The organism is Pseudomonas mandelii (assembly GCF_900106065.1).
Taxonomy (GTDB): Bacteria; Pseudomonadota; Gammaproteobacteria; order Pseudomonadales; family Pseudomonadaceae; genus Aquipseudomonas; species Aquipseudomonas mandelii.
This window is the reverse complement of record NZ_LT629796.1, coordinates 975010-988347: the sequence shown is the minus strand read 5'-3', so window position 1 is coordinate 988347 and position 13338 is coordinate 975010. Positions and strand designations below refer to the sequence as shown.

At 59.6% G+C, this 13338-nt stretch carries 12 protein-coding genes; 7 read left to right on the top strand and 5 right to left on the bottom strand.

The window, feature by feature from the left end; translation table 11 throughout:
- The first annotated feature begins 288 nt into the window (after window positions 1-288).
- Window positions 289-1065 carry an ABC transporter substrate-binding protein gene (locus BLU63_RS04540; RefSeq protein ID WP_010463099.1) on the top strand — a complete coding sequence of 259 codons (777 nt, stop codon included), beginning with the start codon at window positions 289-291 and terminating at the stop codon, window positions 1063-1065.
- A 75-nt stretch (window positions 1066-1140) separates the two neighbouring features.
- On the opposite strand, the gene BLU63_RS04535 is transcribed toward BLU63_RS04540, so the two are convergent.
- The 5 genes from BLU63_RS04535 to BLU63_RS04515 all read right to left on the bottom strand — a co-directional run bounded on the left by BLU63_RS04535 (window position 1141) and on the right by BLU63_RS04515 (window position 6437).
- Entirely contained in the window at window positions 1141-1767 is a 627-nt protein-coding gene (locus tag BLU63_RS04535; protein WP_010463098.1) for a helix-turn-helix transcriptional regulator, read from the bottom strand.
- 90 nt (window positions 1768-1857) lie between these two features.
- Complete coding sequence (locus tag BLU63_RS04530; RefSeq protein WP_083374959.1) at window positions 1858-2985, bottom strand: NAD(P)/FAD-dependent oxidoreductase; 1128 nt, start codon at window positions 2983-2985, stop codon at window positions 1858-1860.
- A 148-nt stretch (window positions 2986-3133) separates the two neighbouring features.
- Complete coding sequence (locus BLU63_RS04525) at window positions 3134-4081, bottom strand: ornithine cyclodeaminase family protein (RefSeq protein WP_174604224.1); 948 nt, start codon at window positions 4079-4081, stop codon at window positions 3134-3136.
- Between the two features lie 126 nt (window positions 4082-4207).
- The gene (gene rhlB, locus BLU63_RS04520) at window positions 4208-5695 is read right to left on the bottom strand and encodes an ATP-dependent RNA helicase RhlB (protein WP_042932351.1); all 1488 of its coding nucleotides are present in this window, start codon (window positions 5693-5695) and stop codon (window positions 4208-4210) included.
- Window positions 5696-5780: 85 nt separating this feature from the next.
- A complete protein-coding gene (locus tag BLU63_RS04515; RefSeq protein ID WP_010463094.1) occupies window positions 5781-6437 on the bottom strand; it encodes an alpha/beta hydrolase in 657 nt (218 codons plus the stop codon).
- 468 nt (window positions 6438-6905) lie between these two features.
- On the opposite strand from BLU63_RS04515, the gene BLU63_RS04510 reads away from it, so the two are divergent.
- The 6 genes from BLU63_RS04510 (at window position 6906) to BLU63_RS04485 (ending at window position 13337) form a co-directional block, all read left to right on the top strand.
- Window positions 6906-7937: an amino acid ABC transporter substrate-binding protein gene (locus tag BLU63_RS04510; RefSeq protein WP_010463093.1), complete on the top strand. Its 1032-nt coding sequence runs from the start codon at window positions 6906-6908 to the stop codon at window positions 7935-7937.
- A gap of 65 nt (window positions 7938-8002) precedes the next feature.
- Entirely contained in the window at window positions 8003-9184 is a 1182-nt protein-coding gene (locus tag BLU63_RS04505) for an amino acid ABC transporter permease (protein ID WP_010463092.1), read from the top strand.
- A 10-nt stretch (window positions 9185-9194) separates the two neighbouring features.
- Window positions 9195-10292 carry an amino acid ABC transporter permease gene (locus BLU63_RS04500; protein WP_083374957.1) on the top strand — a complete coding sequence of 366 codons (1098 nt, stop codon included), beginning with the start codon at window positions 9195-9197 and terminating at the stop codon, window positions 10290-10292.
- A 10-nt stretch (window positions 10293-10302) separates the two neighbouring features.
- Complete coding sequence (locus BLU63_RS04495) at window positions 10303-11067, top strand: amino acid ABC transporter ATP-binding protein (RefSeq protein WP_010463090.1); 765 nt, start codon at window positions 10303-10305, stop codon at window positions 11065-11067.
- A gap of 313 nt (window positions 11068-11380) precedes the next feature.
- On the top strand, window positions 11381-12040 hold the full coding sequence (locus BLU63_RS04490) for a FadR/GntR family transcriptional regulator (protein ID WP_010463089.1): 660 nt from the start codon (window positions 11381-11383) through the stop codon (window positions 12038-12040).
- A complete protein-coding gene (locus BLU63_RS04485; protein ID WP_010463088.1) occupies window positions 12030-13337 on the top strand; it encodes a CynX/NimT family MFS transporter in 1308 nt (435 codons plus the stop codon). Before BLU63_RS04490 ends, BLU63_RS04485 begins: the two co-directional genes overlap by 11 nt.
- The last annotated feature ends 1 nt before the right edge of the window (window position 13338 follow it).

Here is a 13338-nt window from a genome sequence, read left to right as displayed (position 1 = left end):
GTATGCCTTCGCGGGCAAGCCTCGCTGCTACAGGTTTTGTGTCGTGCGCACATTTTGTGAACAACACAAAACCTGTAGGAGCGAGGCTTGCCCGCGAAGAGGCCATCAGCAACACCAAAAATCCCAATGACCCTCGCCCGACCACCGGCCGGCACATCTCCATTCTCCCCAATTGACGGCTAATACATAAAAGTCCAGTATGGAATTATAAGTACAAAAAAGTATTTCCCCGTTTCCAGCTCTTTCTTCTGTCTTGCCAAACCAACAACAACCCGCGAGAGAACGAACATGAAGAAATTCCCCCTCATCACCGGTCTGGCGCTGAGCCTGTTCGCGTGCAGCACGCTGTTCGCCGCCGAAAAAACCCTGCGCATCGGCATCGAAGCCGCTTATCCGCCCTTCGCGTCGAAAACCGACAAGGGCGAGATCGTCGGTTTCGACTACGACATCGGCAATGCCCTGTGTGCGCAAATGAAGGTCAAGTGCGTGTGGGTCGAAGGCGAGTTCGACGGTCTGATTCCTTCCCTGAAAGTGAAAAAAATCGACATGGCGCTGTCGTCCATGACCATCAACGAAGACCGCAAGAAGTCGGTGGATTTCTCCCACAAGTACTACTTCACTTCATCGCGTCTGGTGATGAAGGAAGGCGCGTCCGTGGATGACCAATACGCCAGCCTCAAGGGCAAGACCGTCGGTGTGCAGCGTGCCACCACCACCGACCGTTACGCCACCGAGGTGTTTGAACCGAAGGGCATCAACGTCAAGCGCTACGGCAACAACGAAGAAATCTACATGGACCTGGCAGCCGGTCGCCTCGACGCCATTTTTGCCGACACCATCCCGTTGAGTGACTTCCTGGCGATGCCGCGTGGCAAGGGCTATGCCTTTGTCGGGCCGGAGTTGAAGGATCCGAAGTACGTGGGCGAGGGTGCCGGGATTGCGGTGCGCAAGGGCAACACCGAGCTGGTGAGCCAGTTGAATACTGCCATTGATGGCATTCGTGCGAGTGGCGAGTATCAGAAGATTTCCGAGAAGTACTTCAAGGCTGACATCTACGGCGATTGATCAACCGCATCGCAGGAACGCCGCCGGGCGGCGTTCCTGCTATGGCGTCAGATCAGGCAACAAACACCTCAGGGCTCAGCCCTTCAATTCCTTCAAATGCTTGTAAACAGTCGCCCGCCCCATGTTCAGCACATTGGCCACATAGTTCGAAGCGCTTTTGCCCTTGAAGGCCCCTTCGGCGTGCAACGCCAGCACCAGTTCACGTTTGTGGTCGCGCGTCAGCAGGTTCAGGCTCAGCTGGCGTTCGCGCAGCCAGGCGTGCAGGAAGGTATTGATGCGCTCCTGCCAGTCATCACGAAACAGAGAGTCCGGTTGCGGAATCAGTTTGCTTGGTGACAGGAACAGGTCGAGCGCGGCCTTGGCATTTTCGAACAGCGAGATGTTCAGGTTGATGCACAGCACCGCCAGTGGGTGGCCATCGCTGTCGCGCAAGACACTGCTCAGACTGCGAATCTTCTGGCCATCCCAATTGAGCTTTTCGTAGGGCCCGATGTTCCGTTCGCTGACATCGTCGCTGAGCATGTCCTCGAGTGCCGCGTCATCGCCCACTTCCCGCTTGGACAGATTGTTGGCGATGTAATCGATTTTTTGCGTGCGCAGATCGTGCAGCACCACCTCGGCGTGAGGGAAGAACAACGTAGCGATCGCATCGGCGATCGCCCGGTAGTTGTCCATGGCCGGGTCTTTTTCAGGTGCGTTCATACGGTGGAACTCCAGGCAGCGTCAGCGCCCTGCAAAAAGGGCGCTGGAAGTTTGCCGCAATCGGGTCGACACGTCACCTGAGGACGAAAATCAACCCAGGCGGGCAGGGGAGAGCATCTCGGCGTCCAGGCCGAAACGGCTGAGCTGTTCGGGCAAGGCTTCACCGCGTACCAGCGCTGCGCTGGCCTGGCCCATGGCAGGTGATGTCTGGATGCCGTAGCCGCCTTGCGCCGCGACCCAGAACAGCCCTGGAACATGTTGATCGAAGCCGCAGATCAGGTCTCCGTCCGCTACGAAGCTGCGCAGACCGGCCCAGGTGCGGGTCGGACGGCGGATGGTCAGGGTGGTGGCTTCTTCGATCTGGTAGATGCCCATCGCGATGTCCAGCTCTTCGGGCTGCACGTCGTGCGGCTCCACCGGGTCGGCGTTGGCTGGCGAGCCGAGGAACATTCCGGCGTCGGGTTTCATGTAGAACGATTCGTCGAGGCTGACCAGCATCGGCCAATGGTGGATGTCCACCCCCTCGGGGCCGGCGAAGATGAACGCCGCGCGCCGCTTCGGTTGCAGGCCCAACGACTTGGCGCCAGCCAGCTCGCCGATCTTGTCGGCCCACGCGCCTGCCGCGTTGATGATGATCGGTGCGCTGAAAGTCTGGTTGTTGGTTTGAACCTGCCACATGCCTTCTGCATTGCGGGTCAGGCTCAGCACTTCGCTGTCGGTGTGGACTTCGCCTTTATTGCGACGGATACCGCGCAAGTAACCCTGGTGCAGGGCATCGGTGTCGATGTCGCTGGCAGTCGGGTCGTAGATCGCACCATGGACTTTTTCACGGCGCAGGATCGGCAGGCGCGCGCAGGCTTCGTCGGCACTGAGCAGTTGCATTTCCGCCACCGTGGCCTTGGCGCTCAGGTATTGATTGTTCAGCTCGGCCGGGTCGCCGGTGAAGTCCACGGTCATCTCGCCACGCGGGGTCAGCAGCGGGTGTTCGCAGAAACCGACTGGCGGGGCGTCGAAGAATTCGCGGCTGGCCTGGGTCAGCGCGCGAACCTGCGGTGTGCCATACGCGGCGGTGTAGAGCGCAGCGGAGCGTCCGGTGGAGTGATAAGCCGGATGGGATTCGCGTTCGAGCACAATCACCCGAGCATGCTGCGACAGCCAGAAACCGGTGGAAGCGCCGGCAATCCCGCCGCCGATGATGATGAAATCTGCCTGGCTCATGAACGTCTCCTGTCGAGCGCAAATGCCGAAATTGTGGAAGTCCCCTGTGGGAGCGAGCTTGCTCGCGATAGCGTTGGGTCAGTCGATACCAATGTTGACTGATTAACCGCTATCGCGAGCAGGCTCGCTCCCACAGAGGATTGTGGTGTCAGGGTTGTAGGCGGTAGATGGCATTGGCCAGTGCGATGTCTTCCAGGCCCAGGCCGATCGAACGAAAGAACACATGACGGTCGTAGTCGGGACGCGGGACCTTTTCGCTGAGCAAATCAGGCAGGTCGCCGACAATCAAGCACTTGTCCCAGCCATGTTGTTCCCCCGCAATCAGCATTTCGCCCGCCGAGCCCGGGGTAGTCAGACGATAGTCGCAGAACACCTGCATGTCATTGAGGCTCTGCGGCGGGACTTCATGGGCGCGCGGGGCGTTGGTGCTGATGGAGGTGATCAGCGCCGGTTTGCTCAGCTTCGAGGGATCGATCACCGGGCCGGCGGACGAGGTGCACAGCATGATCACGTCGGCATCTTCAATCGCCGCTTCGCGACTGTCGGCGATGGTCAGGCGTGGATCGAGGCGTTTCAGCTGTGCCAGCGTTTCAGGGTTCTTATCGCTCAGGCTCGGGGAATAGAGGCTGATGCTTTGCCAGTCACGCAGATCTTTAACGTAATGCAGATGCGCCTGAGCCACCTTGCCGCTGCCGATAATCGCCAGGCGCTGCACCTTCAGCGGAGCGAGGGCATCGACGGCGACGGCGGTGGTCGCGGCCGTGCGTGCGGTGGTCAGTTCGCCGGCATCGCACAGCAGTAACGGTTGGCCGGTCTGCATCGACATCAACAATGTCCAGGCCGTCACCAGCGGACCTTGTTCGCGCACGATGTACGGCGAAGTCTTGACCCCGTAGACGCCGTCTTCAGCCAGCACGCCCAGATAGTTGATGAAGTCGCCGGCACCCTGAGGGAACTCCACCAGCTGTTGCGCCGGTTGCACCGCTAGCCCGGCCGCCAGGTCGCGAAACAGCTTGCGCAGGATCTGCGGCACGTCGACCTGCGCCAGCAGTTCGCGGGCCTGGGGTTGGGTGATCACATAAGGCGTACTGGACATGGTCGGCTCCGGGCGCTGAAAGTAAACTAATTTGTCCATTATGGACTTCTAGTTGTATCGAGCAACATCGGGACGAAAAAAAAGCGCAGTCCGTTTCCGGCTGCGCCTCTTTCAGCAAGGGCCGAGTTACGGACGCTTGCGCTCAACCGCCCGCAGTAGATGCGTCGGCGGTGTTTCACAGCTGATTTTCCGACCCAGCAATGCCTCGATGGACGGTAGCTGGTAGGAGTCATCTTCACCGGCGAAGCTGATGGACACGCCCTCCGCGCCAGCACGACCGGTACGGCCGATGCGGTGCACGTAGTCGTCCGGGACTTCCGGCAGGGTGAAGTTGATCACGTGGCTGATGCCGTCGATGTGGATGCCGCGACCGGCCACATCAGTGGCGACCAGCACGCGGATCTTGCCTTCGCGGAATCCTTCCAGGGTCTTGATGCGCTTGTGCTGCGGCACGTCGCCGGACAGTTGCGCGGCGTTGACGCCGTCACGCACCAGGCGCTCTTCAATGCGCCGCACTTCATCCTTGCGGTTGGCAAACACCATCACCCGCTCCCAGCCGTTGTCGTTGACCAGGTTGTAGAGCAGTTTGTATTTGTCGGCACCGGCAACGGCGTAAATGTGTTGCTCGACGTTTTCGCTGGCCACGTTCTGCGATTCGATCTCGACGATCGACGGGTCGGTGGTCCATTGCTTGGCGAGATTCATCACGTCTTCGGTGAAGGTTGCGGAGAACAGCAGCGTCTGACGTTCGTTCTTCGGCGGCGTCTGGCGAATGATCTGGCGCACTTGCGGGATGAAACCCATGTCGAGCATGCGGTCGGCTTCGTCCAGCACCATGACTTCGACCATGTCCAGATGCACGTCACCGCGCTGGTTGAAGTCGAGCAGGCGGCCCGGGGTGGCCACGAGGATGTCGCAGTGACGGGCTTCGAGGTGCTTGAGCTGCTTGTCGAAGTCCATGCCGCCGACAAACGTCATGACGTTGAGGCCGGTGTACTTGGTCAGGTCGGCGGCGTCCTTGGCGATCTGCACCACCAGCTCGCGGGTCGGCGCGATGATCAGCGCCCGCGGTTCACCCATGTAGCGTTCCTTGGGTGGCGGGGTTTCCAGCAGTTGCGTGATGATCGAAATCAGGAACGCGGCGGTTTTGCCGGTGCCGGTCTGGGCGCGACCGATGGCGTCTTTGCCCGCGAGGGTGAAGCCCAGCACTTGCGCCTGGATCGGCGTGCAGTACGGGAAGCCCAGGTCCTGGATGGCGTGCATCAATTCCGGGGCGAGTTTGAAATCGTGGAAACGGGTTTTGCCTTCCTGGGGTTCAACGGCGAAGTCTTCGAGTTTCCAGGGAATGACCGGCGCTTTCGGTTTCGGTTCGCGACGCGGTTTTGCCGGTTTCGGCGATTCGCTGCGCGGTGGCTCGGCGGCGACAATCTCGACAGGGGGGGCGGCCGGTGTGGTCACAGGCTCGTGTTTCGGTGCCGCTACGGTTGCGGTCCGGCCAGGCTGATTACCGTCGGTGCGGTGGCTGGGGATATGAGACGGAGCGCTGGGAACTGGCGCGAGCTGCTCAGTCTCGCTTTTACCGAACATTTTCTTGAGTGCTTTGAGCACGGTCATCTCATCAATTGGTTAAGGAATATACGCCGGCCAGTGTAATGCAAGAATCGGGCGCGGCGTAGTGGGATGGATCAATGGGTAGCTTTTAGCGTAAACGCTCGGCCAGCCAGACGCCGATGTCGCGAATTTCTTCGGGTAACACTTCGTGGCCCATTGGGTATTCCTGCCATGTCACGGTGACACCATGCTGCTTTAAAAACTCGTAGGCGGTGCGGCCCATCGAGTTTTGAACGACGTCATCGTACTGGCCATGCAACGACAGCACGGGAATGCGTTGCTGGCTGGCCGAAAGCTCCATTTCATCGCTGAAGGTCGGTGCGTAAGTCGAGAGGGCAAGTACGCCACCCAGCGGCCCCTGCCACTTCAGGAAAGCGGTGTGCAAGACCACGGCGCCACCCTGGGAAAAACCTGCCAGAAAGATACGCGAGGCGTCTATTCCGCTGGCGCGCTGCTCTTCAATCAAATCAAAGACTCTCTGCGCCGACGTTTCCAGCTGCTCACGACTGATCGCGCGCGCCGGGCTCATGGCCAATATGTCGTACCAGCTCGGCATCTCGTAACCGCCGTTGATGGTCACGGCGCGGGTCGGTGCCTGGGGCAGAACGAAGCGGGTGGTCAGCAGGGTTTCCTGCAAGGCTTCGGCAACCGGCAGAAAGTCGTAGCGGTCGGCGCCCAGGCCGTGCAGCCATATAACGCAGGCGTCTGCGGGCTTTACGGGTTGAAGAATCAAGGGCTCGGTCATGGCTGCTCCAATTTTGTGCGTGCGCTCTCATTAAGTGCGAGATGTGAGTGCGCGTCGGGTTGATCCGTTAAGAAGATGTCGCAAGGTTACAAGTTTTGCTATTGACCTGTCCCTTAACCGCATCGGCAAGCGGTCTGGTACGGGCTTTGCTATGTGAAAGCGGTGCAACCCATCTCGCGCCTTGCGGTAACACTATCAGTGTACTGCTGGCAGCGGGATAGCAAAGAATCCGGTGATGGATGTTCGCCAGTGGCCGCTACGGGCTTCGCGAACGTGAAAGGGCTACAGCCCGTTCGGCCGATTGGTGAGAAGTGAGTTGTCCATGATGTGGATTTTCTCTTACTAGACTCATAGCTAAGGTCTTTACGTCGGTTGACCCCAAAAAAAGCCAACACGGGTCGACTACGCCTCATAAGGGTGCGACTGGACTCACGCTCCGACACAACAAGAGCAAAACTGGAGGTTTGAATGAAGATGTTGAAATCCACCCTGGCCATCGTGACTGCAGCTGCAGTGCTCGGTGTCAGCGGGTTCGCTCAGGCGGGTGCAACCCTGGATGCAGTGCAGAAGAAAGGTTTCGTACAGTGCGGTGTCAGTGACGGTCTGCCGGGTTTCTCGGTTCCGGACTCCACTGGCAAGATCATCGGTATCGATGCTGACTTCTGCCGCGCTGTGGCCGCTGCCGTTTTCGGCGATGCGACCAAGGTCAAGTTCAGCCAGTTGAACGCCAAAGAGCGCTTCACCGCGCTGCAGTCCGGCGAAATTGACATTCTGTCGCGCAACACCACCATGACCAGCTCCCGTGACGCGGGCATGGGCCTGAAGTTCCCAGGCTTCATCACCTACTACGACGGCATTGGCTTCTTGGTAAACAGCAAGCTGGGCGTCAAGAGTGCCAAAGAGCTCGACGGTGCGACCATCTGCATCCAGGCCGGTACCACCACTGAGCTGAACGTTTCCGACTACTTCCGCGGCAACGGTCTGAAATACACCCCGATCACCTTCGACACCTCCGATGAAAGCGCCAAGTCGCTGGAATCCGGTCGTTGCGACGTACTGACCTCGGACAAGTCCCAACTGTTCGCTCAGCGCAGCAAGCTGGCTTCGCCGAAGGACTACGTGGTTCTGCCGGAAACCATTTCCAAGGAACCGCTGGGCCCGGTCGTGCGTAACGGCGACGACGAGTGGCTGGCCATTGTTCGCTGGGTAGGCTACGCCATGCTCAACGCTGAAGAGGCTGGTGTCACTTCGAAGAACGTCGAAGCCGAAGCCAAGTCCACCAAGAATCCGGACGTCGCACGTATGCTGGGTACCGACGGTGAATACGGCAAAGACTTGAAAGTGAAGAAGGACTGGGTCGTCCAGATCGTCAAGCAAGTGGGTAACTATGGCGAAGTGTTCGAGAAAAACCTCGGCAAAGGCACTCCGCTGGAAATCGACCGCGGGCTGAACGCCTTGTGGAACGCTGGCGGCATTCAATACGCACCACCAGTGCGCTGATGGTTCTATCACCCGGTGGGCCAACCACCGGGTGATGTTCTGTTCCATTACATCCGGGGCACTTCATGCAAAATTCAATCGGCGCACCAAAGCAGAGGCTCAGCCTCAGCGATCCCAAAGTGCGTGCGTGGCTATTTCAGATCATCACCATTGTGGCGGTGGTCTCCATGGGCTGGTATCTGTTCGATAACACCCAGACCAACTTGCAACACCGGGGCATTACTTCCGGCTTCAGCTTTCTGGAGCGCAGTGCCGGTTTCGGCATCGCTCAAACCCTGATCGACTACACCGAATCGGACAGCTATGCCCGAGTGTTTGTCATCGGCCTGCTTAATACGCTGCTAGTGACCTTCATCGGGGTCATCCTGGCGACGCTCCTCGGTTTCATCGTCGGCGTTTCACGCCTGTCGAAGAACTGGATCATTGCCAAGCTGGCGACTGTTTATGTGGAAGTCTTCCGCAACATTCCGCCGCTGCTGCAAATCCTGTTCTGGTACTTCGCGGTGTTCCTGACCATGCCAGGGCCACGCAACAGCCATAACTTCGGCGACACCTTCTTCGTCAGCAGCCGCGGCCTGAACATGCCGGCAGCGTTGACGGCGGATGGTTTCTGGCCGTTTGTGGTCAGCATCGTCGTGGCCATTGTCGCCATCGTGCTGATGAGCCGCTGGGCGACCAAACGCTTCGAAGCGACCGGCGTACCGTTCCATAAATTCTGGGTCGGCCTGGCGCTGTTCCTGGTGATCCCGGCGCTGTGCGCATTGATCTTCGGCGCGCCAGTGCACTGGGAAATGCCGAAGCTGCAAGGTTTCAACTTCGTTGGTGGCTGGGTGCTGATCCCGGAACTGCTGGCGCTGACCCTGGCCCTGACCGTGTACACCGCGGCGTTCATCGCCGAGATCGTGCGTTCGGGTATCAAGTCGGTCAGCCACGGCCAGACCGAAGCGGCGCACTCGTTGGGCCTGCGCAACGGTCCGACCCTGCGCAAGGTGATCATCCCGCAAGCCATGCGTGTGATCATTCCACCGCTGACCAGCCAATACCTGAACCTGGCGAAGAACTCCTCGCTGGCGGCCGGTATCGGTTATCCGGAAATGGTGTCCTTGTTTGCCGGTACGGTGCTGAACCAGACCGGGCAGGCGATCGAGGTGATTGCCATCACCATGAGCGTGTACCTGGCGATCAGTATCAGCATTTCCCTGCTGATGAACTGGTACAACAAGCGCATTGCGCTGATCGAGCGGTAAGGAAAAGCGCATGAGTACTCATACTTTCAAACCCGACATGCCACCACCGAGCAAAGTCTTCGGGCCGATGGCGTGGATGCGCGCGAACATGTTCTCCAGCTGGCTGAACACCGCGCTGACCCTGTTCGCGTTCTACCTGATTTACCTGGTGGTGCCGCCGATCCTGCATTGGGCGATCCTGGACGCCAACTGGGTCGGCACGTCCCAGGCCGACTGCACCAAGGAAGGCGCCTGCTGGGTGTTCATCCAGCAGCGCTTCGGCCAGTTCATGTACGGCTATTACCCGCCGGTACTGCGTTGGCGCGTAGACCTGACCGTGTGGCTGGCAGTCATCGGCGTGGCACCGTTGTTCATCTCGCGCTTCCCGCGTAAAGCGGTTTACGGCCTGAGCTTCCTGGTGCTGTACCCGATCATTGCCTGGTGCCTGTTGCATGGCGGCGTTTTCGGCCTGACCCAGGTGGCGACCAGCCAATGGGGCGGCCTGATGCTGACCCTGGTGATCGCCACCGTCGGTATTGCCGGTGCGTTGCCGCTGGGGATCGTGCTGGCGCTGGGCCGTCGTTCGAACATGCCGGCGATTCGAGTGGTCTGCGTGACCTTCATCGAATTCTGGCGCGGCGTGCCGTTGATTACGGTGCTGTTCATGTCCTCGGTGATGCTGCCGTTGTTCCTGCCTGAAGGCATGAACTTCGACAAACTGCTGCGGGCGCTGATCGGCGTGATCCTGTTCCAGTCGGCCTATGTTGCCGAAGTGGTGCGTGGCGGTCTGCAAGCGATTCCCAAAGGTCAGTACGAAGCAGCCGCAGCGATGGGCCTCGGTTACTGGCGCAGCATGGGGCTGGTGATTCTGCCGCAAGCCCTGAAGTTGGTGATTCCTGGCATCGTCAACACCTTCATTGCGCTGTTCAAGGACACCAGCCTGGTGATCATCATCGGCCTGTTCGACCTGCTCAACAGCGTCAAACAAGCTGCCGCCGACCCGAAATGGTTGGGCATGGCCACCGAAGGCTATGTGTTCGCGGCCCTGGTGTTCTGGATTTTCTGTTTCGGTATGTCGCGCTATTCCATGCATCTGGAACGCAAGCTCGACACTGGCCACAAGCGTTAGGAGTTCTGTAATGAGCGAAGCAATCAAAAAGCCTGTGAGCCCTGAAGGCATTATTCAGATGCAGGGCGTGAACAAGTGGTACGGCCAGTTCCACGTGCTGAAAGATATCAACCTGAACGTCAAGCAGGGCGAGCGAATCGTCCTGTGCGGCCCGTCGGGTTCCGGCAAGTCGACCACCATCCGCTGCCTCAACCGTCTGGAAGAACACCAGCAGGGGCGCATCGTGGTCGATGGCGTGGAATTGACCAACGACCTCAAGCAGATCGAAACGGTCCGTCGTGAAGTCGGCATGGTGTTCCAGCACTTCAACCTGTTCCCGCACCTGACCATCCTGCAGAACTGCACGCTGGCACCGATGTGGGTGCGCAAGATGCCCAAGCGCCAGGCCGAAGAAATCGCCATGCATTACCTGGAGCGCGTCCGCATTCCGGAACAGGCGCATAAATTCCCGGGACAACTGTCCGGTGGTCAGCAGCAGCGTGTGGCGATTGCCCGTGCTTTGTGCATGAAACCGAAAATCATGCTGTTCGACGAACCGACTTCGGCACTCGACCCGGAAATGGTGAAAGAGGTGCTCGACACCATGATCGGCCTCGCCGAAGACGGCATGACCATGCTCTGCGTGACCCACGAAATGGGCTTCGCGCGCACCGTGGCCAATCGCGTGATCTTCATGGACAAGGGTGAAATCGTCGAGCAGGCTGCACCGAACGACTTCTTCGACAACCCGCAGAACGATCGGACGAAGATGTTCCTGAGCCAGATTCTGCATTGATCGGCACTTGGCAGTGAAATAAACCCGGACAGTGTTCCGGGTTTATTTTTGTCTGCGGTTTGCAGTCAGGATGCGAGCGCGGAGGGGGGATGATCGATCGAGGTCCACCAATAGACGTTGCAAGTCTGCACCCTCTTGAAGTATTTGCACGTCGCCCAGTAATTCTGGATGCCGATCAAGCAAAGGGTAATTCTTACTAATCGAAAATCCCGCTTCCTCTCCTGCCCTTTGAACTTAGGCGGTTGCCGTCCTACGCGTAGCTGACTAACATGTCAGAAAATTCATCCTATGATTGGATGAAAGGGCGAATCCTATGTCAGACATTTCTCCACTCGTTAAGCGGTCCCTGGTCGACCAGGCTCTGGATCAACTGCGCCAACGCATCAACGCTGGCGCCTGGCAGGTCGGCCAGCGTTTACCCACAGAGCCAGAGCTGTCCGCCGAGTTGGGCATCAGCCGCAACACCGTGCGCGAAGCCATGCGTGTATTGGCGTTTTCCGGTTTGATCGAAATCCGTCAGGGCGACGGTAGCTATTTGCGGGCGGTGATCGATCCACTGGACACCATGAAAGCCTTGTCGCGCTGCTCCCATGAACAGGCCCGCGAGACCCGGCACATCCTTGAAGTCGAAGCCATCGGTCTCGCTGCTCTGCGCCGAACGGATGAGGATCTGGTGGCCTTGCGCGAAGCATTGGGTGTCAGCGGCAGCCACTATCACGGCGATCTCGACAGCTACATCGCCTGCGATCTGGTGTTCCACCGCCGTCTGGTGGACGCCGCGCACAACCCGACCCTCAGCGAGCTGTATCGCTATTTCTCCAGCATCGTCGGCGCGCATTTGCGCCAGACCCTGAACATCACCCCGCGACGCCAAGAGGTGTTCGACCTGCATATCGAACTGCTTGATGCCGTCGAGCAACGCGACCCGGAACGGGCCAAAGCCCTGTCTAGGCAGTTGATCAATGAACCTTGAAACCGAGAACTCCATGTCGAGCCGCAACAGCAACATCACTCAACCCAAGCGCACGGCAGAACTCGAAGAGCTGCTGATCGACGCCGAGGCCGATGACGAAGAGGTCCAGCAGCGTCATCCCGTCCTGCGTCGCCCATGGCTGTTGCTGCTGGGGCTGATCCTGGTGGCGCTGAACCTGCGTCCGGCGTTGTCGAGCATGGCGCCGATGCTCAGCGAAGTGTCGAAGACCCTCGGCCTGTCGGCGGCCCAGGCCGGGTTGCTGACGACGTTGCCGGTGCTCTGTCTCGGCTTGTTTGCTCCGCTAGCGCCCTTGCTGGCGCGACGTTTTGGCGCCGAGCGCGTGGTGTTGGGCATTCTGTTGATGCTGGCCGGCGGAATCATCCTGCGCAGTTCCTTCGGTGAGATCGGCCTGTTCGCCGGCAGTGTGCTGGGCGGCGCGAGCATCGGTGTGATTGGCGTTTTGTTACCGGGCATCGTCAAGCGCGACTTCCCGAAACAGGCCGGCACCATGACCGGCGTGTACACCATGGCCCTGTGTCTGGGCGCGGCGATGGCGGCGGGGGCGACCGTGCCGCTGAGCGAGCATTTCGATAACAGCTGGGCCTTGGGCCTCGGTTTCTGGGTAGTGCCTGCGCTGGTCGCGGCGGTTTTCTGGTTGCCGCAAGTGGGGCAGAAACACGGCGCACATAACGTCGCGTATCGGGTTCGCGGCCTATTGCGTGATCCGCTGGCCTGGCAAGTCACGTTGTACATGGGCCTGCAATCATCCCTGGCGTACATCGTCTTTGGCTGGTTGCCCTCGATCCTGATCGGTCGCGGCCTGACCCCGACCCAGGCCGGTCTGGTGCTCTCGGGTTCGGTGATCGTCCAGTTGGCCAGTTCTCTGGCGGCGCCCTGGCTGGCGACGCGCGGCAAGGATCAGCGGCTGGCGATTGTGGTGGTCATGCTGCTGACCCTCGGCGGCCTGTTCGGCTGTCTCTATGCACCGATCGAAGGCCTGTGGGGCTGGGCGATCCTGCTCGGCCTGGGGCAGGGCGGTGCATTCAGTCTCGCATTGACCCTGATCGTGCTGCGCTCGCGTGATGCCCATGTGGCGGCCAACCTGTCGAGCATGGCCCAGGGCTTCGGTTACACCCTGGCGTCGATGGGGCCGTTCGCGGTCGGGATCGTGCATGACTGGACGGGCGGCTGGACCGCGTTGGGCTGGATCTTTGGCGTGATCGGCCTCGGCGCCATCGTTGCCGGCCTCGGCGCCGGGCGTTCGCTGTACGTTCAGGTCGTCAGCGAAAAGGTCTGAA